Source organism: Leptospira ryugenii (genome assembly GCF_003114855.1).
GTDB classification, from domain to species: domain Bacteria; phylum Spirochaetota; class Leptospiria; order Leptospirales; family Leptospiraceae; genus Leptospira_A; species Leptospira_A ryugenii.
In genome coordinates this window covers 86,076-106,164 of the sequence record NZ_BFBB01000002.1, presented here as the reverse complement: position 1 = coordinate 106,164, position 20,089 = coordinate 86,076, and the positions used below count along the sequence as shown (strand labels likewise).

The following is a 20,089-nucleotide window of genomic DNA, read 5'->3' as shown; positions in this document are numbered from 1 at the left end:
GTTCGTAATTGAAGAAAGTTCCTACTTTCTTTTCCAAACTAGTTCATTAGAGCCCGAGCCTCAGGTTCGGGCTTTTTTTTAGGCATTTGTGCGGAAGTAGATCACATCCCCATCCGAAACTGTGTATTCCTTGCCTTCAATGCGGAGTTTCCCCTCTTCCTTTACCTTTTGTGGGTCTCCAGTTCGGTCCAAATCCTCAAACCGCATGACCTCTGCTCTGATGTACGCTTTCTCAAAATCCGAATGGATGACAGAAGCAGCTTCCGGTCCAGTGCTCCCCAGTTTGGTAGTCCAGGCCCTCACCTCTTCTGGACCAGCTGTGAGGAAGGTGACTAGGCCGAGCAAACGGTAGGCAGCTTGAATCATCCGTGTAAGACCTGACTCAGTCTCACCGATTTCTTCTAAAAATGCTTTTTGGTCTTCTCGCTCGAGGCCTGATATTTCCTCTTCGAACTTACCGCAAAGAACTACTGTCTCCGCACCTTCTTTTTTAGCATAATCTTTAATAGTTGTTAAATGAGGATTGTTCGAATTTTTAACATCATTTTCTTTGATATTGGCAACGTATAGTACGGGTTTAATGGTGATCAGATTGAATTTCTTTGCAATTTTTTTCTCCTCTTCGCTAAGACTAACAGAGGCAGCACGCTCACCTTTTTTTAAGGCATCGATGATTTTTTCCATTACGGAAACTGTTTCCTGGGCTTCTTTATTGCCTGCTTTCGCATTCTTTGCTATTCTCTGGTGCTGTTTCTCCAAACTATCCAGATCAGAGAGAATCAACTCATAATTGATCACAGTGATATCTTCTATCGGATCTACTTTACCATGCACATGTGTAATGTTTTCATCATCGAAAGCGCGCACGACATGGCAGATGGCATCAACTTCCCGTATATGTGAGAGGAATTGGTTTCCCAAGCCTTCACCATCACTTGCTCCCTTTACTAGCCCCGCAATGTCAACAAATTCCATTGTGGTAGGAATGATCTTTTTGGGTTTGTAAATCGCCGCTAAACGGTCAAGCCTGGAGTCAGGGACTTCTACGATCCCAGTATTTGGTTCGATCGTGCAAAATGGATAATTTGCCATTTGAGCACCAGCTTTTGTCAAAGCATTAAAAATCGTCGACTTGCCGACGTTGGGGAGACCTACGATACCACAATTTAGAGCCATGGGGATAGATTTTTTTAGGAAGTGCCTAAGACAAGGAAAAATGCCTCAGTTCAATAGCGATCAAAGCCAGTCTGGCAATACTCATATACTAAATAGAAGATGCCAGATGAAATCGCAAACGCATAGAGATAAAAACCATATAGTCCTATTTTGTACCAAGGTTTTCTGAGATGGAGTTGAAAGTGTTGGATGATCTCTTCTGGATCATGAGCCAAAAGAGCCATATCTTTTCTTTCCAAATTCAAAGAATCTGAAAGAGCTGATAGGATTTGGAGACGCTCTGTCTCGCTTAGTAAAAAGAAATTTGCCTCTTTGCCTTTGGTTTGAACTTCCAGGAGCAAGCGAGGAATTTCATACATCTTATACTGTAAAATCCCAAAGATGGAAGTACATACGGCTAAATAATTGAATAGTACAATCACTGGACTTGCCATATAGGAAACAGAAAATAAAAAGTAAAAGAAAACAGCCAAAAGCAAAAAATAGAAATACAATCGTATTGCATTCAATCTTTTGATTTTTTTCTTTTCGTCGAGATAGGATTGGAAGGTGGGGGTCATTGTTATTCCGTGTTCAAACTTTCAGGGATTTTGATTCTTTCTTGGAAGCTAGAAGGTATGGGACAAAGGATATGGAGACTTTCACCATTGAATTCAGAAGAAAATGAGTAGGAATGTAGATAAATTCTTTTCTCACTTTGTTTTGTGTCCCCATACAATGGATCACCGAGGATAGGATGACCTAAATGGGCTAAGGTGATACGGATTTGGTGCCTTCTACCTGTGACTAGTTCTGCCCCTCCCAGAAACAGATCCTCATTTTCTTGGTAAAGGACTTTGAAATGAGTGATTGCCTGTTTGCCTCCACTATGGACAAGTTTCATTTTTTTTTGAGTCTCTTTCAAATGAATTTTTTCCGTACGTTCTGTCCATTCCGGATGTCCAGAAGCTATAAAAATATATTTCTTTTTTGCTGCTTGTAAACAGGCGTCTACAAATACATTTTGTGATGGGTCTTTGCTGAACATAACAATGCCACTTGTTCCAAGGTCCAGTCGATTTACAGTTCTTAAATAAGCTAGGGAATACTTTTCTTGGAGATACCTTGTAAAATCTTTTCGTTTAGGGTCTTTTGTTTCATGAACGGGAATGCCCTCTGGTTTATTGGCAAATAGTAAAATTTCGTTTTGCCAAAGAATTTCGTTTTTTGTGGTCTCACTCATCTAATACTTCTAAACTAAACTGAAGTCCACTTTGGCTGCGGATATTGATGGCACCCGATTCAAACAAAAGATACTGACCTTTGATACCAGTCAGCCGATCAAAAATCATAGAATCAGGACTCAATTTTAAGGATTTGATTTTTTTGGGATATGCCTGGATGGGATAACGAATCTCTGTTAGCGTAGAATCGGGCGCCGGTTGGAAGATCAATTCCGATTTTTTAGTTTCTGTTGTATTCAAATAAAAGGTTTGTTTCTGGAGGTGAGCCAAAAATTTATTTTTTTCTCTCAGCAAATCTATGAATTCTGGCTCAGATTGGATCATTTTTTGCCATGAGGTTTTATCAGGCATAAATTGAGATAAATAAGATTCGATCACACCTGCCGCATAACGTGAGTCAACTGTCAAAACAGGGATTCCAAAACTTGCACCCTGGTCTACCCAACGGTTTGAGACAGGATTTTCTTTAGTGATACCAACTTTCAATCCGCTTGAGTTTGCAAAATAAACCGTATGAGTCTTAAAACAGTTTGTTTTTCCCCAATCAGGTTCTCGACAAGTCCCTTTATGAAAATGACAGGTTTCTGGTCTTAGGATGCAGAGATCCGTTTCCGCCTTCTCCGAAAAACAGCTAAAGCAGGCACCTTGGCCGAAGGATTTTGACGTGGGTTTTCCACATATAGTGCAGCGAATCTGTCCATTTGTCTGGATTCGGATTTTTTTGCCAATCCATGATTGAACCGTTTCCATTGTACTATGTTCTGTTGCCGGACAGGCAGATTTCTTTTTGCCAGATGCCTCATCGGAGTACGTCACATAACAAAATTTATATTCCACCGGATTGATTCCAGTATGGTCCATCATCCTTATGTAACCGCTGATTTGTTGCATCTTCAGGGAAATAATATCTTCTTTGCTGAGATAGGAAAGCGATCTTTACCCAATTGGATAAGATAGATACTTTCAATTTGAGGAGATTCTGTACTCGCTCGATAGCGGAACACCACAACCTCATCTAAATACAGATAATGCGAGAGTATACCTTTGTCTGAGTAAAAGAGTAACAGTTTGTCCTCATCTTCACCTAACTTAGCAACTTTACCGTTCAGATTTGGTGACCTTGTTTTAGAAAAAACAAGATTCACCCGACCTCCTTCTAACTCAGGCACTTCGGGGTCTAAAGCATTCAGAGATGAATCCTTTTCTTCTTTATTTTTTTCTGGTTCCGGTTCTGGTTTGATCTCTGAATGAAAGAGATTGCACGGCAAATCTCCGGGCAGACGAGGAAAGTGATCAGGGCAAGGTTCGTATCTAAATTCTATCGTATCAGAAAAAGTATACTCTCTCAGAATCGAAGTGCGTATCGTTGCAAAGGCAATGGACTTCAATTGACTAGAGAGTTTTTGAAGAGGTATATCTTGGATTTGGTAGCTGCGGTCCGTCGCAAATAGAGAAAAGACAAAAAATAATAAGTAAAAGGGAAGGTATCTTGGTTTCATATCTTAATACATCAAATAAGGTTTGATCCTATTTCTTTCCTCTTCTTCTGTTTTTTGTAAGGATTGGGCAAACTCTTGGTATGATTTCCCCTCATTGATGGAAACCCGAAAGTGGTCACTCCCCCAGAGTTGATCAGCCCAATGGTATTGGCTTCCTTTATTCCAACGAAAGTCATTGGGATAGGTTTCTTTCATAATCCGTATCAACTCATAGGCAAGTTCGACGGGATCGTAATCAGCGCGCACCAAATTCATGCGAAGCCCTGAACAAATCTTTCCTTTGTGCGGACCGAATGTGGGTTTAAAGTATACATTTGTGAAATAATATGATTTGTTTCCAATTTTTTCTAATCTCTCCGCAAGCTTTTGTGGTTCCGCCATCCATGGAGCGCCAAAATACACAAAGGGGGCTTGCGTTCCTCGACCAACCGAAACATTTACTCCTTCCAACATAACAAGGGCAAGGTAATTTCTAGCAGTCTCTAACATAGGTAAGTTGGGAGATGGAGTGTACCAAGCAAGTCCCGTTTCCTCAAAATACATCCCTCGTTTATAGCCCGAAACGGGAATCACCTGTACTTGCACACGTTCATTTAAGTACTCTTTGCTGTAGAATTTTGCTGATTCACCCAAAGTCATTCCGCTGATGAGAAGTGATGGAAATTCGGCTGCAAAATTGCTATGTTGTGGATTGAGGCGTTCTCCCCTCGGACCCAAGTGCATTGCAACATGAATATGGTCTAACAAAATCATTTGGGAATTTGTATTGTCCATAGCGTCTAACAAACGTTTTAAAACACTTAGATATGTATAACAACGCATTCCAACATCTTGCACATCGAAGAGAACAATATCCACTTCCCTGACTAGTTCTTTCAACTCGGCCTCCTTTATTTTATAAATATGATAGAGTGGCCTGGAAAAAATTGGGTCCACCGTAACGGGAGTCTGGCTAAATTCCTCTTCTAAACCTAAAAAGCCATGCTCCAATCCAATCAGATGTTCGAGTTTGATTTGGTGTTTTTTAAATTCCTGGGCAAGGCGTAGGGGTTGGTTTCCAATACCAGAGGGGTTTGTGACAAGCATCACCTTTTTCCCAGACAATTTGGGCAAAACCTCAGAGAAAAATGCCTCAGAACTCGGGCGCACCTTTGCATCCTGAGGGTGGATCCTGAATTGTGGGCTGGTATTCCCTTGGCAGGAAGCCAAAAGAAAGAGTAAGAAAAACCTAAAAAAGTATTTGGTCATGTAAGGAGAAGATTTTAAAATATAGCAAATCTTCAAGGAGAATTGCTCTCTATGCTCATAAGAAACCTTCCTTCCCTCTTAACCGCTTTTGGACTTACCGTCCTCTTTGGTTGCGTTAGTTCCACATCAGCGGAAAAGACGGCTTCCCTCCCAGAAAATGTAGTCACAGCAATGGGTGAAGCTCCAATCTACCAAGGAGACTTGGCATTGGCTCGGAATAAGGCTTTGAAAGATGCAAAGTTAAATGCCGTCCGAAAACTTGTAGGGGAACAAGTGACAGAGAAATCAGGTGTTGCCGATGGCCAATCCTTGGGCTCCAAGTTGTACAGCAAAACAGACTCCTTTGTTAAAAAATATGAAATCATCAGCGAAGAGACTTGGAAACTAGACACCCAAGATATGATCCGATTGAATGTTCGCTGTGAAGTCGAGGCAAGCAAATTGTCTACAGCGGTCGATGCCCTCCTTGATGACGTTGGAAACCCTAGAATTGCAGTTTTGGTTCAATCTAGCATCCAAGGCAAAAATTTTCCCATAGGCTCTTCCACAAACACGGCAGAGGCGGAGCTCATTGAGAAATTAAGAAAGAAAGGGAACAAGGTTGTAGATAGCTCCCAATTGACTGCACTCTTAAAAAAGAACCCAGCGCTTGCAAAATTGGATCTTACGTCTGTAGAAGAAGGTAGCCCTTTACTTACACTTGCCCAAGATTCAGGTGCTGAGGTCCTTATCATCGGAAAGGTGGAGACAGTGGACCAAAAGCCAATCGTCTTACCAGGAGGCAAAAAAACTGACTTTTTAAGTGCAGCAGCTACTGGTCCTTTCCGTGTCATACAATTATGGGGAGATGGAAAAATCTTTGGATCTGGATCTGTAGAAGGGAGAGGTGCCGACATCACTCAAGATGTTGCAAGAATCCAAGCCACTAAAGATTGGTCTAGTTTGGTATCAGAAAAAGTCGCCAAACAAATCAAAGATGAATGGTTCAAATTAACCGAACAAAATACTGTGATCTTTAGATTTACTGGTCTTGACTTAGAGGATGCAATTAACTTTAAAAATGATTTGAGTGAGTATACCTCCGTCAAACAAATCAATGATCGCAAAACAGAAGCCAGTGGATCAGAGTGGGAATTGACTTACCCTGGGAAAGAGTCCATGTTTGCAGAAGAATTGATGTATAAAAAAGACTCTAGTTTCCGGTTCCTTTCTAAAAAAGTTTTGAGTATAAAAAGTTCAAAACGAGGTGTAGTGGAAGCAGAATTTAAAAATCGCTAAACTTTACCTGGAATTGCCAGTTCAAGAAACTGGCAATTCATCATCCGCAAGTATTCCCCAAATATCAGAATTTTCACTGATGTCTTTAACAGTATCCACTTTCATCAGCCTTTCCAACTCGGCAGTCCTCTGTTTAGCCAAACTAATATAGGTTTTACGGTCGTTTCTGTGTTTGTAAAGCTCTTCAAACGTTTGTGTGTCATGGTCCAAAAATGTAAGTGCTGCTTTTTTAGCTTGGTAAGATCGAAATCCCAAAGACTTCAAGGCCTCTATACCCATTTCGACGGCTGTTTCCCTGGTCTCACGGAATACAGAATCAGCACCTAAGGATTTTAACTCGTATGCTTCTTCTCTGTCTCCAGCCCTTGCTAAAATTTTCAAATTCGGAAAGTGTTTTTTGACGGTATGGATTAACTCTACCTGCTTTTCATAACTATCTAAAGCACAGATCATCAGTTTAGCTTTTTCTGCACCTGCACCAAGTAAAAGCTCATAACGAGTTGCATCACCAAAATAGACTTTAAAATCAAATTTACGGAGCATTTCAACTCGGTCAGCATCATAATCAAGGACAGTTAGATGTATACCTGAACCTCGCAAGAATCGACCTAACATATTCCCAAACTTTCCAAATCCCGCGATTATGACTGGGTTCTCTTCGTTTTCTATATGGTCTTGTTTTCTGGAACTCTGAGAATTTGTGGCCAATTTTGGAAGGTACAACTTTTCGTATAACAAAAGAAATATGGGTGTCATAGCCATACTAATCGCAACAGCAGCAACTAGGAGTGAAACTGTGTTTTTATCCAAGATTCCATTTTGTTCCGAAAAACTAAAGAGAACGAAGGCAAACTCCCCCACTTGAGAAAGAGCTAAAGAGAAGTATAAATTTTGATCTTTTGGGAATGAAAATAATTTTCCCAATACAAAAAGAATGATGGTCTTGCCTATCATCATCATTGCAACCACAAGCAAAATTTTCCCTGGGGATGAAAGCACTAAGGCTACCTCCATAGAAGAGCCCACGCTAATGAAAAATAGACCTAATAAGAGTCCCTTAAAGGGTTCAATATCACTTTCTAATTCATGACGGAACTCACTAGAAGCAAGTACAACGCCCGCTAAAAAAGTCCCCAAGGCTTGCGATAATCCAATGCTTGTCATTAGAAGTGAAATCCCAATCACAAGTAAAAGGCTTGCGGCAGTAAAAATTTCTCGTAGTCCTGTTTTAGCAATCACACGAAAGAGTGGGTTAAGAGCAAATTTTCCTAAAAATACAATGCTCAAAATACAAGCTGATATAAGTACAGTACGTAACCAAGCTGGTAGGTGAGCAATTAAACTAGAAGAGTGACTATCGCCTAATACTTGATCATGTGGAATTAGGAATGGAAATATAGCAAGCATAGGAATGACGGCCATATCTTGGAAAAGCAAAACCGAAAAAGAAGCTTGGCCCGAAACAGCCTTCATCAATCCTTTTTCTTTTAAGGTTTGCAAGACGATGGCAGTTGAAGACAAGGAAAGGATCATTCCAATCGCAAGCGATGCCTTCCAATGATTGGTAAAAAGATAAGAAATCCCTGTGAAAAACAAAGTGGTCACAAGCACCTGCAAACCACCCAAACCGATCAGCCAGTTTTTGAGTTTTAACAAAAGATCAATTTCAAGTTCGAGTCCGATGACAAACAACATCATCACCACTCCAAATTCAGCAAAGTGGAGCAGATGTTCACCCTCCTCTCCCACCCAGCCAAAAAAACTGGGACCGATAAGGATGCCTGCCAAGAGATAGCCCAAAACGGAACCAAGTCCGAGGCGATGTGCAATCGGCACCATCACAATGGCAGCGCCCAAATAGACCATAGCTTGGAAGAAAAAACTAAGATTTTCCATACGAACCCTCTTCAATGATTTGTTGTAAATGGGAAGCTAGGGCTTGGCCCGTTTCGTGAAGTTCCTTTTCTCCCTTTTGGTAAGAACCGTATAAGACAAAGGGGGGTTCATAGACCATTCGGCATAATTCTGCCGTACGTTTGAAAGGAAGCAAAAAATCATGCAAATAGGCTTTGTGGAAGCCCTCTGGCGTATACGCGGTCTCCGAGCCGCCAGTCGTGATGATTTGTTTCCAAATCTTCCCTTCCAAAGCTCTTCCACCTTCGCCATAGGCCCAACCCAATTCCAAGACTAGATCAATCCATTGCTTTAAAAGCGGAGGAGAGCTATACCAATACAAAGGGTGTTGGAAGAGAATCAAATCATGGTCGACCAACAGTTCCTGTTCTTTTTTCACCTGAATGAAAAAATCGGGATAACTCTCATATAAATCATGTTTTGTGATACAATCCACGTCAGGGATGTAGTCTAGGAGCATTTGATTTGCTTTAGATGATTCAAAGTTTGGATGCACCAGTATATGTAATATCTTCTTCATCTAAATCTTAACGAAATTGATTGCTGTTCCTGTTTCCTCAATCCATTTATCATTTTTTTTAATGAGTCAAAAAAAAATGTTACCAATCCAATTGAATTGTAGAAGATTACGGCTATGAAGATACGTACATCGATCACAGTTTTATCAGTCGTCTTGAGTTTGGCTTCTTGTAAAAAGGAAAAAGACAATGACGATAAGGAATTGCTTGCTCTAGGCCTTCTTGCCGCTCTGCAAACTCCCTACATTGGAATAACTCCCACACGAGGATCGATTACGATCGGAGGAAACGCAAACAGAACCATCACCTACGATCCAAAATGTACGGGTGTCAGTGGCAACCAGACATTCAAATTTTACTTAAAGAAAGGAACTAGCAAAAATCTACTCGTCAACTTCATGGGGGGAGGAGCTTGTTGGGATGGGAAAAATTGTTTTGGGTCCAATACAACGACTTATTTCAATCGGATGGAGATTCTTTCTGAACTAGCCGTGCGCCTTGCCTTCAACGGAATCCTGGAAGAAAGAAATGCAAACAACCCTTTCAAAGATTGGAATGTTCTATTCATTCCCTATTGCTCTGGTGATTTATTTTGGGGTTCCAAGGCAACTACCTACACGGACCCGACGACAAACACGGCAACAACCTTACAACATAGAGGATTCGATAACTTCCTTGCTAGTATTGATTACGTTTCCAAAACTACGGATTGGAAACCTGGCACAGGCGATAAAATATTTGTAACAGGTCAGTCAGCGGGTGCCTATGGTGCTATCTATAACTTCCCTTACATCAAAGAAATTTTTCCTAATAATGAAGTCAATGTTCTAGGAGATGCTGGTGCTGGAGTGATCCCTACAAACTTCCAAGCGCAAGGTCCCGTGGATAAATGGGGGGCGGATGCAAACGTGCCCACTTGGGTTGGGGTATCAAGCACTAGCTTTGCCACCATCCAATTGGGTGATTTCTATAAACAAGTAGCAAACTTCTACCCATCAAGCCGTGTTGCGCAATATACAACAAACTTTGATGGAAACCAAAGATACTTCTTTAATGTCCAAAAAAGAATCCAAGCAAACGTAAGTTATACGAACTCAACTGACCTATGGGGTAAAAGTGATGGATCACAGGTGGATGACAGTACTTCTTGCACCTGGGTGACTGAAGCAAGAACCAACATAATCACTCGGTCTGGGCAAAGTTCCAACTTCCGGTACTACATTGCTGGTGGGGATGTACACACCATCACAACGAGTGCAAATTTTTATACAGAGTCTTCCGGTGGGTCCTCTCTCCTCACTTGGCTCCGCGGTATGCTTGCCAACAACAGTGATTGGGTAAACCGAGATTGCAAATCTATCGGGAACTGTAGTCCTCCTGCCACGGCAAGCTCACCCTCTGGGATTAGTTGTTCCTTTTAATCTATTTGCCAAGGAGCAATTTCTTTGCTCCTTGTTCCATTTTCAAATCCATTGTTTGAAAAACTCTTCCTCATTTTCTTAAGCACTCTGCTCTCCGAAGACCTGACCTGCATCAGTGTAGGGATTTTGGTGCAGGCTGGCAAACTGGAACCAGTCTCTGCAACACTTGCCTGTACTTTGGGTATCTTTCTAGGAGATTACCTTCTTTTTTTAACTGGGCGAGAAATCTTAAGCCTTCTGAAGAAAAAGAAGCGTAAAGAGGCTTTGGAAAACTCAAGACTTTACCAAAGATTAGCTGATGGCCTTAAACATCGATTTCTAAGCACTCTATTCATTGCTCGTTTTGTTCCTGGTACAAGGCTTCCCATCTATACATTTTCCGGAATGATTGCAAAGTCCTCTGGACCTTTCTTACTCATCACATTCATCGCTTCCTTGCTTTGGACACCTATTCTGATCTACCTATCCTTTCTATATGGCCAAGCCTTTAAAAAATTCTATACCTCCAACTCATTGACAGCATCGATTCTACTTGCCATCTTCTCGATTTATCTTCTCTACCAAATGGTTCTTCTCCTCATACAAAAGAATCGAAGAGAAGATGTTTGGATTCGCATACAGAAAATCCCTAAACTTGAGTTTTGGCCGAGCGTCATTTTTTATACTCCACTCATTCCTTATGTTTGTTATCTTATCATTCGATATGGATCCATTCGATTGATTACCGCGTCCAATCCTCTCATTCCAATGGGAGGAATCATGATGGAATCAAAGTTTTCGATCTTAAAATCTCTTCCTGTTCAGTGGATTGCAAAGGCCACACTCTTTGAGATGGCTGATAAACATAATGCAAGCGTCAAACTTTATGATTTTTTAAAAACACTGAACTCTCCATTTCCTATCATCGCAAAACCCGATATAGGTGAGAGAGGAAGAGGATTGAAACTCATAGCAAACCAAAGTGATTTGGATAGTTTTGTAAAAAATCTCGATGTAAATTATATCTTCCAAGAATACCACCCTGGCCCCTTTGAAGCTGGTATATTCTACTACCGAATGCCAGGAGAAAACCAAGGGAAAATCTTTTCGATCACAAAGAAAACGTTTCCAGTACTGATTGGAGATGGCAAACATACGATAGAAGAGTTGATAAAGAGACATCCTCGCTTTAAGTTCCAAAAAAATACTTTCTTGGATCGTAATCTAAAACATCTAAATGTGATCCTCTCAGTGGGTGAAACATTTTCTCTTGGATTTACTGGTAATCACATCCAAGGTTGTATGTTTGAGGATGGTAGTGATTTGATAACAAAAGAATTGGAAAGATCAATTGATACTATTTCCCTTTCTTGCCATGGATTCTTCTTTGGTAGGTATGACATTCGTTATAAAAGTGAATCCGATTTAAAAGAAGGTCATTCATTTAAAATCATAGAACTAAATGGAGCGATGAGTGAATCCACAAATCTCTATGATCCAAAGTTTACAATTTGGAAGTCTTATTCCATCCTATTCCAACAATGGAAACTTTTGTTCCAAATCGGCAAAAAAAACCATGAGGCTGGGACTCTTCTTGCTACTTATAAAGAATTTTATGCTCTCTGGCAATCCTATCAGGATTATATAAAACAGATAGACCCTATTTCGAAAGAATTCGGTTAAGAGTTACAAGATCAACGGTGGCGTTTCACAAATGTTAAAATAGACTCCTTAACAGCAGCATACTCCTGCCATGGGATGAGGTGGCCAGCACCCGAGATAGGTATTAAAAGTTTTGGCAAGTTCGGATAAAGCTTCTCAAGATATTCCGTGTTCTGAAAAGGGACCAAGCCATCCTTTTCCCCGTGAACGAGCAATATGTCCTCTGGGAGAGGTTTTGAATCCTTTCGAATGGAAATTAAATCCGATTTTAGAGTAAACATTTCTTCATTGGAACGAATCCAGGTCTTAGGTAAAACAAATTGGATCACTGAATAGGCGGCCAGATGATTGTACCAATGCAATTCTTCCAAATTGGGGTCCATAGGCGAAGAAAGTAAGATGACATACCTAGCTTCATTATGGAATCCACGCAACAAAAAGGCTAAGGGTCCACCGTATGAGTGCCCGACTAAATAGATGGCTTTCGGACTTAGATTATTATCTTTGATAAATTGGAGTAGCAAATTCCGTATTGCATTTGTTTGCTGAACTAAGTTGGGTTTCCAATCACTCGCAGTGGATTTCCCAAAACCTGGGCGGTCCACAGATACCAAACAAAACTCCTTTTGCAAATCTGTATCTAACAAGTAGGATTCATAATCAGAAGATGCTCCTGGGGAGCCATGTATAAAGACAAGCAATCGGACTTTATTTTTTGGACAAGCTATGTAATCTAGGTGGTGGTTTGCCAACTGATAGTGTGAAACAGATTCCCCTGAGAGTGCTGCCTGTCCAAATATATATAAGCAACAAACGAAGAATCCTAAAAAAACTTTCATTTAAATCGACATGTATAGCTTGAGAAACTCATCGTTTGCTTTTAACGGATGGTCAGGGTATCTCAGCTCCTTTTTAATTGCTTTTACCAAATACATATCTACTTCACCTTTGTGTTTGGCGGCGACCTTACCTCGGTGTTCAATATCAAAAAAGTCTTTGACTAGATCATAGGTCTCTTGGGAAATATTGACCTCTCCCACGATTCCCGAACTCTCCATGCGACTTGCCATATTTACGCTATCTCCCCAAATATCGTAGGCAAATTTTTCAGTACCGATGACACCAGCAACTACAGGGCCTGTGTGTATCCCTAAACGTAACTCCCAAGCAGGAAGATTTTTCTCTTCTCTTTCTCGCTTCATCTGAAGCATATAATTTTGAAGCTCAAGCCCACATAACACCGCATCTATGGCATTGGTTGGATTGGGTATGGGAAGACCACCCACTGCCATATAAGCATCACCAATGGTTTTTATTTTTTCTAAATTGTGGCGAGTACTAATTGCATCAAATCCTTTGAAATATTGATCTAACTCTTTGACGAGCTCTTCGGCACTCATCTTCTCGGCAAGTTTTGTAAATCCAACCATATCAGTAAATAAAATGGAAACCATATCATATCTAACGGGAACGACATGGTTATTGCGTTTCAATTCTTCTGCCACTGATTCTGGCAAGACGTTCAGGAGTAAGGAATCTGATTTTTTTCGTTCTATATTCAAATTTCGCGCTAAGATAAAAATTAAGATGCCAGTTAAAATTTGTACAAAAAGATAGTTTCCCCCAGCATCCAAATATCGATCCAGATCGGACTTATACGGGATCACCCAACTTCTTTGGAAAAATTCAACACTGTAAAGCACTGTTGTTACTAAAAGGTAAAATCCATATAAAAACCAGATGTTATGGTCTCGAATGAGTATCGTTGCAATCACCAAGGCTGGTATGAAATAATAATGATTTCCACCCAAGGAACCACCATTAAAAAACCACATAGCAGAGAGATAGATGAGAATCGTTAAATTAAAAGGCCAATACAATGCATAATAGATGCTCTTCACACGAGATAAATAGTACATGTAAATCAAGAGGAGACCTGAAATAAAATTCAGAGCAAAAATGATATAAAAATTCTCCAGATAAAAAGAACCTAGCGCACCGAATATGTTCAATGTCCCATTCACAAGAGAAATGGTATTGAACAAACGATGCTCTAAGGAATTCTTTTTCGGATCACCAAATAGATAATAAATAATGGAAATTAAATGACTAGCCATTTACCTTTAGTCTGAGTCCCTTCTATCTTTTATACAATCATTTTTCTCTTTTTGCGGGTGTGGACAATAGGCCTACAAACTCCGACTCGACTTCGGTTCATTTATTCAAAAGTAGCGTATACTGGACTAAAAAAAACCTAGGCATGAGTGAACTGATCAAATACCGTAAACGACCAAACAATGTTTTTTATAGACAAAGTTATTGATCGTTTTGGTATCCACAAATATGATTTTGCCAATGTCGGCAGTTTTGGCTGTCTCGATGATAGAACTATTGCCAAATGGTCCAACTGACAAAACCGAGATGGCACAGGTTTCCCCTACCTTATAGTTTGATAGTTGTTTTACGTTAAACTCAGACAAATTTGTGGTATTGTTGACATTTGTCACTACGGTTGTGCAGGCAGAACATAATAAAAACAAGAGCAAGGGTTTTTTCATTTTCCAATTCATCCAATTCAATTTTTATTTAGTTCTATACTCTTATTTTACTATTTTTTTTTGGAAGTTTCTTTTTTCATTTCTGAATTTTTATCTCCGAACAGAAAACCACCAAGGTCACCGAGTTTGTCCTTTGCAAAGTCAATGGATTTATCAAAGCCATCTGAGGCACGAGTTCCAGCAACACTGCCAAGAATGGTGCCCGCTGGACCACCTAACATAGTTCCTGTGTAAACATAAGTAAGCCAAACTGGATCTATATAGGCAAAATTTTTACCATAGTATCCCTTATAAATAATAGGAAGCTTTACTGCCTTTCCCACCATACCTGAGAGCCCGACCGTAAACTTCATATCAATTTTGCCATTTTCATTGTAGACACCATTTCCAAGGGCATTGAGTCCTATGCCTTGCATCTCAAATGAATGCAATGTTAAAGTCTGATTTGCCATCGAAAGTGAGCCATCTATTGATTCAAATTCTGTACTTTCGCCTTTAGCTCCTGAAAAATTAAACAACTTTCCTACTTCTGCGACAGGTTTGATAAAATTTGCATATCCTAACAACTGGCCTTTTCCAATGTGAAATTCGGATCTTAGTTTTACGGTACGTTTGGGCTCTTTTGCTTTCGTATTCAATTCTAAAGAAAGATTGGACCGTAGTTTTCCCTTCAGTAGCTTATCGGAAGTAACTGAGCCGATCGCCTTTTCTATATTTATACCAGCTAACTTTGCATTCATCGAAAGAAAACCAGACTTCAGATGAAAATTCCCGGTGAGATTTGCCTCTCCTTCAAATATTCCCAAAGAAACTTGATTGAATTTGAGAACTGGATTCTGCAAGGAAATTGATCCTTTTAGATAAGAGATATTCTTACCTGTAACTTTTATTTTTTTTGTATCCAAAAGGAAATTTATAGTCGGTGAAAAGGGTTTAACTTCTGGACTAGATTTATGTGCGATACTTTCCTCTTTCCTCTGCTTCTGAAAATAGACAGACCGATTTAGGTCCATCTCCGAAAATACTTTGGAAAAAAGGGACAATCTATCGATATCAAGCTCATTTGATTTTATGGTAAACTCTGATGGTTTGGACTCATCTTTTAATAACTTACCTTGGATTGCTAAATGTGCAGCATCTTTGTAGATAAGATTCAATCGGTTTATTTTTAGATAGTTCTCTACTTCGTTTAAGGAAAGATCGGACTCGAGAGATATTTCAGGATATGCTTCATTGCGCTTGTTTTTAATCCCTTGCAACGATACCTGCAAAAGAGGGATGGAGACAGTTTCTCCCAATCCTTTTTCGATATGGATTTCGCTGTTCAACACAGAATCCGATAGATGCGCCTTGGGAAAGATCTGTGAAAGATCACCCAAATTAGCGATCTTGAATTCAACAAACTTAATCTGGGACTTTGCTACGAGAGAATTTAATTTCCAATGGTTTTCTGTCCAAGTTAGTTCGGATTCTACGTTTAAGGCATTTTGATTTAGGTCACCAAGAAAAGTAAAGCTAAGTTCCGTATCCTCGCGGTCGATGAATACCTTGCATTCTTGAATCACTACATTGGATTTTTGTTGGAAATAATCATCTTGGTAACGGATACTAATATTCTGAATTGATATCGTTTTGGGTAAGAATCGAAACAATTCTTTCGGTCCTTTTTCTACCGTTTCTTTACCTTTCTCAATCTCATCGGCATCTGATTTAAACTTTGTCTGCAATGGAAAACTGCCATCCGGCAATCTTTCAACCAATAGATATCCATTTTCAAGAGATACACTTCTGATTTGGAATTCAGAATTGATGACACGGCTAATATCAAATGTAACTGTAACATTTTCAATATTGAGAATCTCTTTTCCATCGAATACAGTTATCCCATGCATTGAGATACCTGGATATGGAAAAATCACTGTATCCACAGTTTCAAAATTTAATGTAATGTTGAGAATATTTTCTACTTTTACTTTTACAAAGGACTTAATCGTGGATTGCTCTAAAATTTGTTTGAGACCAATGAGTAGTAATGATATGACAATAAGAATCGCTAATAAGAATAGACTAATATACTTAAAAAACCTTTTGAGGATCATTTTGAATGGTTCAGTTCTTCATCTGGACTAGATCCATTGCCTTCAAAAGGTATCTTTGTGCTCTTTATATCCAAAAGTGGCCCTAATTCAAAAATAGATTCATATCCGTAAGCCTTTAAAGAGGTATATGTGGAAAGGTTAAGCGAGGCTGCAGGTGCCTTAGCCGCAAATGCTTCCGGACTCCCCTCAAAGTTATTATTGCAGTAAATTAATATCTTTGTTTTTTTATTGGGGACCACTTTTTGTAGTGACTTTTCGGTGAATTCCGTAAAGGGGAGATTTACAGCACCCTTGACATGCAACATTTTATAGCGAAGTTCCGACCTTGCATCCAGGATAATGGTTTCTGGGTCAGACATCATTTTTAAAAATTGATCCTCCGTTAAACGGTGTTTTTCCCTCTCAACATTGGATGTGTCCACAATCTTTTGAAAGTCATTATAATTGATCAAAGGATTTTGGATCTGCGTTTTTTTTTGAATTTTGGAAGTCTTTCTTTTTTTCTCGCCGTGGGTCGCTCCGAAAGTTACCAGAAAAAGGGAAAGCAAAACGATATATCTCATAACATTTCCTCCGCAAGTGTTTAAGTTTGGAGTTTTAAAATGGATTGTAAAGCAGAAAGTTGAGAATCTCAATCCCCTTTTTCACTTGCCTACCTTGGCTTGCCCTTGAACGTAGTCCGTATGGGCAATGTAATCGCAACTATACATACAAATAAAGGTGACATTCGTTTGAACCTGTTTCCTGACAAAACTCCGAATACGGTGGCAAATTTTGTCAACCTCGCCAAAAGAAAGTTTTACGATGGTTTAAAGTTTCACCGGGTGATCTCAGATTTTATGATCCAAGGAGGATGCCCCTTGGGAACTGGTACTGGGGGTCCAGGTTATAAATTCCGAGATGAGTTTGCATCTGATCTCAAACACAACAAACCAGGCAGATTGTCTATGGCAAATGCAGGTCCAGGTACAAATGGTTCACAATTTTTCATTACACATGTTCCTACTCCTTGGTTAGATGGAAAACATACAGTTTTTGGAGAAGTTGTAGATGCGACAGACCAAAAAGTGGTAGATGAAATCCGTCAAGGGGATCAAATCAAATCAATCAGTCTATCAGGAGACATTGATTCTGTTTTAGATGTAGCTAAAGCAAATGTAGAGGATTGGAATCAAATCTTAGATAAAAAATAGAACAAACAAACCAGTGCTCTCATCTGCAATCATCTTCAAAGGAGTATTTTATGAAGAAGAGAGCACAACAAAAACTGGACCAGGTCCAACTGGCAAAAAAACAGGCTAGGCTTTTGTTTGGACATAAGCCTACAAAAGTAAAACCCTCCAAAAAAATCTACTCGAGGAAGAACCAAAAACTTCCTCTTCCTTTTTCCCTTCCCCCTCTCCCTCTCCCTTTACTACCGACTTTCCATTCAATACAATCTGGCATGAAGTAGAAGGCAGAGAATACGAATTTGTTTCCCCCAAAAACAAGAAAGACCTCTTTCTCGTTGAGAAAGAGGTCCAATGTTTTGGCAACTCTTGCCTGTTATGACTTTTATGCGTTAGATAAAAGTCTCAGTACTGAATTTGACCGAAGATTGGACTGCGCAAGCATCGCCGTACCGCTTTGCACCAGAATTTGTTTCGTGGTAAACGCTACCATCTCTTCCGCCATATCTGCGTCCCTAATCCTTGATTCAGATGCTTGCATATTTTCATATGCACCCATGAGACCTTTTGCGGAACTTTCGAGTCTATTTTGGTAGGCTCCCATATCCGCTCTTTGTTTCATGATCTTCGTCAAAGCAAAATCCGCAAAAGAAATCGCCGCATCGGATTTACCTGGAGTTGAAAGAGAAACCTCTCCCTTCCCCAATTTCAAAGCCTTTGCAGTCATAGTTCCTATATAGAAACGCTCTCTTTGGTTAGAGTTCGCTCCCATTTGGAACCACATCGACGCCTTTTTAGAGTTTCGAGCGAAGTCTCCTTCGAAGAGTTTAAAACGGTTAAACTCTGCTTGGGAAGCGATTCGATCGAGCTCATCCACTAGCGCAGATACTTCTACCTGCACGAGCTGCCTGTCTTCCGGGGTGTAAATTCCGTTCGCTGTCTGGATCGCAAGGGTGCGAATTCTCTGAACGATTTCAGACGACTGGTTGAGGAAACCTTCAGCAGTCTGAATGAAACTAAGTCCATCCTCCGCATTCCTTTCTGCCTGACGTAAACCACGAATTTGTGATCGTAGTTTTTCCGAAACGGCAAGACCTGATGCATCGTCCCCAGCCTGGTTAATCCTTTGGCCGGAAGACAAATTTCTCATCGTCTTATCTACATCCCACTGTGTAAACTTGAGAGAGCGATGTGATTGGATCGCACTCATGTTGTGATTGATAATCATTGGCCTACACTCCTTTGTGTATTACCAAGTGCGTATATATATGCACTTAGCCGGACAATCCCTGTCCGGTGTCAAGGATGAGCTTTCTCTTGCCACCTGGCAGGAAAGGCCGGCCGATTATCTAATTACTAACTCTAAAGATTACACAATCCCTTGTTTTTCAATTCGCCTTACAAAAGCAAGGCGAAGCGATTATTACCTAAGGAGAGACAAAACGCCTTGTGGTCGGACATTTGCCTGAGCAAGCATCGCGGTACCAGATTGAACTAAAATCTGATTCTTCGTGAATGCCACTGTCTCTTCTGCCATGTCAACGTCGCGAATCCTAGACTCGGATGCTTGTGTATTTTCATACGCATTCATAAGACCTTTCGCAGTATGCTCCATTCTGTTGAAATAAGCACCTAGGTTAGCTCTTTGTTTGCTAATTCGATTCAAAGCATCGTCAATCCTTCCGATTGCGTCGTTAGCTTGGTCAGCAGTCGATAAGGTCATGAGTACATTGTTTTGTGACTTTAGGTTCAATGACTTTGCAGTCATAGTCGCAATGTAAACTCTTTCCCTTTGGTGCATGTTGGGACCAATGTGAAACCACATAGATGCCGCACGTGAACCACGAGCAAAATCACCTTGGAAGAGATTCATTTTATTGAACTCAGCCTGAGAAGCAACTCGATCAACTTCGTCAATCAATTGAGATACTTCTACTTGGATCATTTGTCGATCCTCGTCAGTGTAAATACCGTTAGACGACTGAATTGCTAAAACACGAATCCTTTGCAGGATTTCGCCAGTCTGCTGAAGGAATCCTTCAGTCGTTTGGACGAAACTCATTGCATCTTCCGTGTTTCGTTCAGCCTGTCTAAGGCCATTCACTTGCGTTCTCAGTTTTTCCGAGACCGCAAGACCGGATGCATCGTCAGCAGCACTGTTGATGCGAAGACCAGAAGAGAGTTTCGACATATTCTTCGAAACTTCTTCGTTCTGAAACTTGAGCGCACGATGTGAATTGATCGCGGCTAAATTGTGATTGATGATCATTTGTTTCCTCCTTGAAACTTGATCGTTCAGAGAGGGAATCCATTCCCCCTCCTGGTTTTTTGTGTCTGGTTTTTAG

At 40.2% G+C, this 20,089-nt stretch carries 19 protein-coding genes and 1 pseudogene; 5 read left to right on the top strand and 15 right to left on the bottom strand.

Annotation, left to right across the window (positions count from 1 at the left end):
• Nucleotides 1–78 precede the first annotated feature (78 nt).
• From ychF to DI060_RS01140, 6 genes are read right to left on the bottom strand one after another with little or no spacing between them, the layout of a single operon-like run.
• Nucleotides 79–1,176 carry a redox-regulated ATPase YchF gene (gene ychF / locus DI060_RS01165; RefSeq protein WP_108972847.1) on the bottom strand — a complete coding sequence of 366 codons (1,098 nt, stop codon included), beginning with the start codon at nt 1,174–1,176 and terminating at the stop codon, nt 79–81.
• Between the two features lie 50 nt (nt 1,177–1,226).
• Complete coding sequence (locus DI060_RS01160) at nt 1,227–1,736, bottom strand: hypothetical protein (protein ID WP_108972845.1); 510 nt, start codon at nt 1,734–1,736, stop codon at nt 1,227–1,229.
• Nucleotides 1,737–1,738: 2 nt separating this feature from the next.
• Complete coding sequence (locus tag DI060_RS01155) at nt 1,739–2,398, bottom strand: RluA family pseudouridine synthase (protein WP_108972843.1); 660 nt, start codon at nt 2,396–2,398, stop codon at nt 1,739–1,741.
• Nucleotides 2,391–3,290: a DUF2797 domain-containing protein gene (locus DI060_RS01150; protein WP_108972841.1), complete on the bottom strand. Its 900-nt coding sequence runs from the start codon at nt 3,288–3,290 to the stop codon at nt 2,391–2,393. Before DI060_RS01150 ends, DI060_RS01155 begins: the two co-directional genes overlap by 8 nt.
• Before the next feature lie 2 nt (nt 3,291–3,292).
• A complete protein-coding gene (locus tag DI060_RS01145) occupies nt 3,293–3,898 on the bottom strand; it encodes an LIC_11883 family protein (RefSeq protein ID WP_108972839.1) in 606 nt (201 codons plus the stop codon).
• A gap of 3 nt (nt 3,899–3,901) precedes the next feature.
• Nucleotides 3,902–5,146 (bottom strand): exo-beta-N-acetylmuramidase NamZ family protein, encoded by a 1,245-nt coding sequence (locus DI060_RS01140; RefSeq protein WP_108973962.1) that lies wholly within the window; start codon nt 5,144–5,146, stop codon nt 3,902–3,904.
• Nucleotides 5,147–5,197: 51 nt separating this feature from the next.
• Here DI060_RS01140 and DI060_RS01135 point away from each other — a divergent pair, with 51 nt between their 5' ends.
• A complete protein-coding gene (locus DI060_RS01135) occupies nt 5,198–6,424 on the top strand; it encodes a lipoprotein LipL46 (protein ID WP_108972837.1) in 1,227 nt (408 codons plus the stop codon).
• A 21-nt stretch (nt 6,425–6,445) separates the two neighbouring features.
• On the opposite strand, the gene DI060_RS01130 is transcribed toward DI060_RS01135, so the two are convergent.
• Both DI060_RS01130 and DI060_RS01125 read right to left on the bottom strand, forming a co-directional pair.
• Nucleotides 6,446–8,320, bottom strand: coding sequence for a monovalent cation:proton antiporter-2 (CPA2) family protein (locus DI060_RS01130; RefSeq protein WP_108972835.1), 1,875 nt, complete (start codon nt 8,318–8,320; stop codon nt 6,446–6,448).
• Nucleotides 8,307–8,858: an NAD(P)H-dependent oxidoreductase gene (locus tag DI060_RS01125; protein WP_108972833.1), complete on the bottom strand. Its 552-nt coding sequence runs from the start codon at nt 8,856–8,858 to the stop codon at nt 8,307–8,309. The genes DI060_RS01130 and DI060_RS01125 overlap by 14 nt, the downstream gene beginning before the upstream one ends.
• Before the next feature lie 114 nt (nt 8,859–8,972).
• Between DI060_RS01125 and DI060_RS01120 the strand changes: the two genes are divergently transcribed.
• The 3 genes and pseudogenes from DI060_RS01120 (at nt 8,973) to DI060_RS01115 (ending at nt 11,939) form a co-directional block, all read left to right on the top strand.
• Nucleotides 8,973–10,277 (top strand): pectin acetylesterase-family hydrolase, encoded by a 1,305-nt coding sequence (locus tag DI060_RS01120; protein WP_108972831.1) that lies wholly within the window; start codon nt 8,973–8,975, stop codon nt 10,275–10,277.
• Between the two features lie 24 nt (nt 10,278–10,301).
• A pseudogene (locus tag DI060_RS19355) lies at nt 10,302–10,730 on the top strand (DedA family protein); the annotation flags it as partial.
• A 111-nt stretch (nt 10,731–10,841) separates the two neighbouring features.
• Nucleotides 10,842–11,939 (top strand): ATP-grasp domain-containing protein, encoded by a 1,098-nt coding sequence (locus DI060_RS01115; RefSeq protein ID WP_439956882.1) that lies wholly within the window; start codon nt 10,842–10,844, stop codon nt 11,937–11,939.
• Nucleotides 11,940–11,950: 11 nt separating this feature from the next.
• Here DI060_RS01115 and DI060_RS01110 read toward each other — a convergent pair whose 3' ends face one another.
• The 5 genes from DI060_RS01110 to DI060_RS01090 form a co-directional block, all read right to left on the bottom strand.
• Entirely contained in the window at nt 11,951–12,757 is an 807-nt protein-coding gene (locus DI060_RS01110; RefSeq protein WP_108972827.1) for an alpha/beta fold hydrolase, read from the bottom strand.
• Nucleotides 12,758–14,035 carry an adenylate/guanylate cyclase domain-containing protein gene (locus tag DI060_RS01105; RefSeq protein ID WP_108972825.1) on the bottom strand — a complete coding sequence of 426 codons (1,278 nt, stop codon included), beginning with the start codon at nt 14,033–14,035 and terminating at the stop codon, nt 12,758–12,760. It abuts the gene before it with no gap.
• A gap of 156 nt (nt 14,036–14,191) precedes the next feature.
• Nucleotides 14,192–14,476: a TRL domain-containing protein gene (locus DI060_RS01100; protein WP_167836873.1), complete on the bottom strand. Its 285-nt coding sequence runs from the start codon at nt 14,474–14,476 to the stop codon at nt 14,192–14,194.
• Between the two features lie 50 nt (nt 14,477–14,526).
• On the bottom strand, nt 14,527–16,575 hold the full coding sequence (locus DI060_RS01095; RefSeq protein WP_108972821.1) for an AsmA-like C-terminal region-containing protein: 2,049 nt from the start codon (nt 16,573–16,575) through the stop codon (nt 14,527–14,529).
• A complete protein-coding gene (locus DI060_RS01090) occupies nt 16,572–17,138 on the bottom strand; it encodes a rhodanese-like domain-containing protein (RefSeq protein WP_108972819.1) in 567 nt (188 codons plus the stop codon). Before DI060_RS01090 ends, DI060_RS01095 begins: the two co-directional genes overlap by 4 nt.
• 120 nt (nt 17,139–17,258) lie before the next feature.
• Here DI060_RS01090 and DI060_RS01085 point away from each other — a divergent pair, with 120 nt between their 5' ends.
• On the top strand, nt 17,259–17,768 hold the full coding sequence (locus DI060_RS01085; protein ID WP_108973960.1) for a peptidylprolyl isomerase: 510 nt from the start codon (nt 17,259–17,261) through the stop codon (nt 17,766–17,768).
• Nucleotides 17,769–18,129: 361 nt separating this feature from the next.
• Here the strand turns inward: DI060_RS01085 and DI060_RS01075 are convergent, their stop codons facing one another.
• Nucleotides 18,130–18,972 (bottom strand): flagellin N-terminal helical domain-containing protein, encoded by an 843-nt coding sequence (locus tag DI060_RS01075; RefSeq protein ID WP_108972815.1) that lies wholly within the window; start codon nt 18,970–18,972, stop codon nt 18,130–18,132.
• 195 nt (nt 18,973–19,167) lie between these two features.
• Nucleotides 19,168–20,013 carry a flagellin N-terminal helical domain-containing protein gene (locus tag DI060_RS01070; RefSeq protein ID WP_108972813.1) on the bottom strand — a complete coding sequence of 282 codons (846 nt, stop codon included), beginning with the start codon at nt 20,011–20,013 and terminating at the stop codon, nt 19,168–19,170.
• Between the last annotated feature and the right edge of the window lie 76 nt (nt 20,014–20,089).

Excerpts from the sequence above, each read along its gene's own strand:
- ychF (WP_108972847.1), bottom strand. The coding sequence starts at position 1,176 with ATGGCTCTAAATTGTGGTATCGTAGGTCTCCCCAACGTCGGCAAGTCG.
- DI060_RS01160 (WP_108972845.1), bottom strand. The coding sequence starts at position 1,736 with ATGACCCCCACCTTCCAATCCTATCTCGACGAAAAGAAAAAAATCAAA.
- DI060_RS01155 (WP_108972843.1), bottom strand. The coding sequence starts at position 2,398 with ATGAGTGAGACCACAAAAAACGAAATTCTTTGGCAAAACGAAATTTTA.
- DI060_RS01150 (WP_108972841.1), bottom strand. The coding sequence starts at position 3,290 with ATGCAACAAATCAGCGGTTACATAAGGATGATGGACCATACTGGAATC.
- DI060_RS01145 (WP_108972839.1), bottom strand. The coding sequence starts at position 3,898 with ATGAAACCAAGATACCTTCCCTTTTACTTATTATTTTTTGTCTTTTCT.
- DI060_RS01140 (WP_108973962.1), bottom strand. The coding sequence starts at position 5,146 with ATGACCAAATACTTTTTTAGGTTTTTCTTACTCTTTCTTTTGGCTTCC.
- DI060_RS01135 (WP_108972837.1), top strand. The coding sequence starts at position 5,198 with ATGCTCATAAGAAACCTTCCTTCCCTCTTAACCGCTTTTGGACTTACC.
- DI060_RS01130 (WP_108972835.1), bottom strand. The coding sequence starts at position 8,320 with ATGGAAAATCTTAGTTTTTTCTTCCAAGCTATGGTCTATTTGGGCGCT.
- DI060_RS01125 (WP_108972833.1), bottom strand. The coding sequence starts at position 8,858 with ATGAAGAAGATATTACATATACTGGTGCATCCAAACTTTGAATCATCT.
- DI060_RS01120 (WP_108972831.1), top strand. The coding sequence starts at position 8,973 with ATGAAGATACGTACATCGATCACAGTTTTATCAGTCGTCTTGAGTTTG.
- DI060_RS01115 (WP_439956882.1), top strand. The coding sequence starts at position 10,842 with ATGGTTCTTCTCCTCATACAAAAGAATCGAAGAGAAGATGTTTGGATT.
- DI060_RS01110 (WP_108972827.1), bottom strand. The coding sequence starts at position 12,757 with ATGAAAGTTTTTTTAGGATTCTTCGTTTGTTGCTTATATATATTTGGA.
- DI060_RS01105 (WP_108972825.1), bottom strand. The coding sequence starts at position 14,035 with ATGGCTAGTCATTTAATTTCCATTATTTATTATCTATTTGGTGATCCG.
- DI060_RS01100 (WP_167836873.1), bottom strand. The coding sequence starts at position 14,476 with ATGAAAAAACCCTTGCTCTTGTTTTTATTATGTTCTGCCTGCACAACC.
- DI060_RS01095 (WP_108972821.1), bottom strand. The coding sequence starts at position 16,575 with ATGATCCTCAAAAGGTTTTTTAAGTATATTAGTCTATTCTTATTAGCG.
- DI060_RS01090 (WP_108972819.1), bottom strand. The coding sequence starts at position 17,138 with ATGAGATATATCGTTTTGCTTTCCCTTTTTCTGGTAACTTTCGGAGCG.
- DI060_RS01085 (WP_108973960.1), top strand. The coding sequence starts at position 17,259 with ATGGGCAATGTAATCGCAACTATACATACAAATAAAGGTGACATTCGT.
- DI060_RS01075 (WP_108972815.1), bottom strand. The coding sequence starts at position 18,972 with ATGATTATCAATCACAACATGAGTGCGATCCAATCACATCGCTCTCTC.
- DI060_RS01070 (WP_108972813.1), bottom strand. The coding sequence starts at position 20,013 with ATGATCATCAATCACAATTTAGCCGCGATCAATTCACATCGTGCGCTC.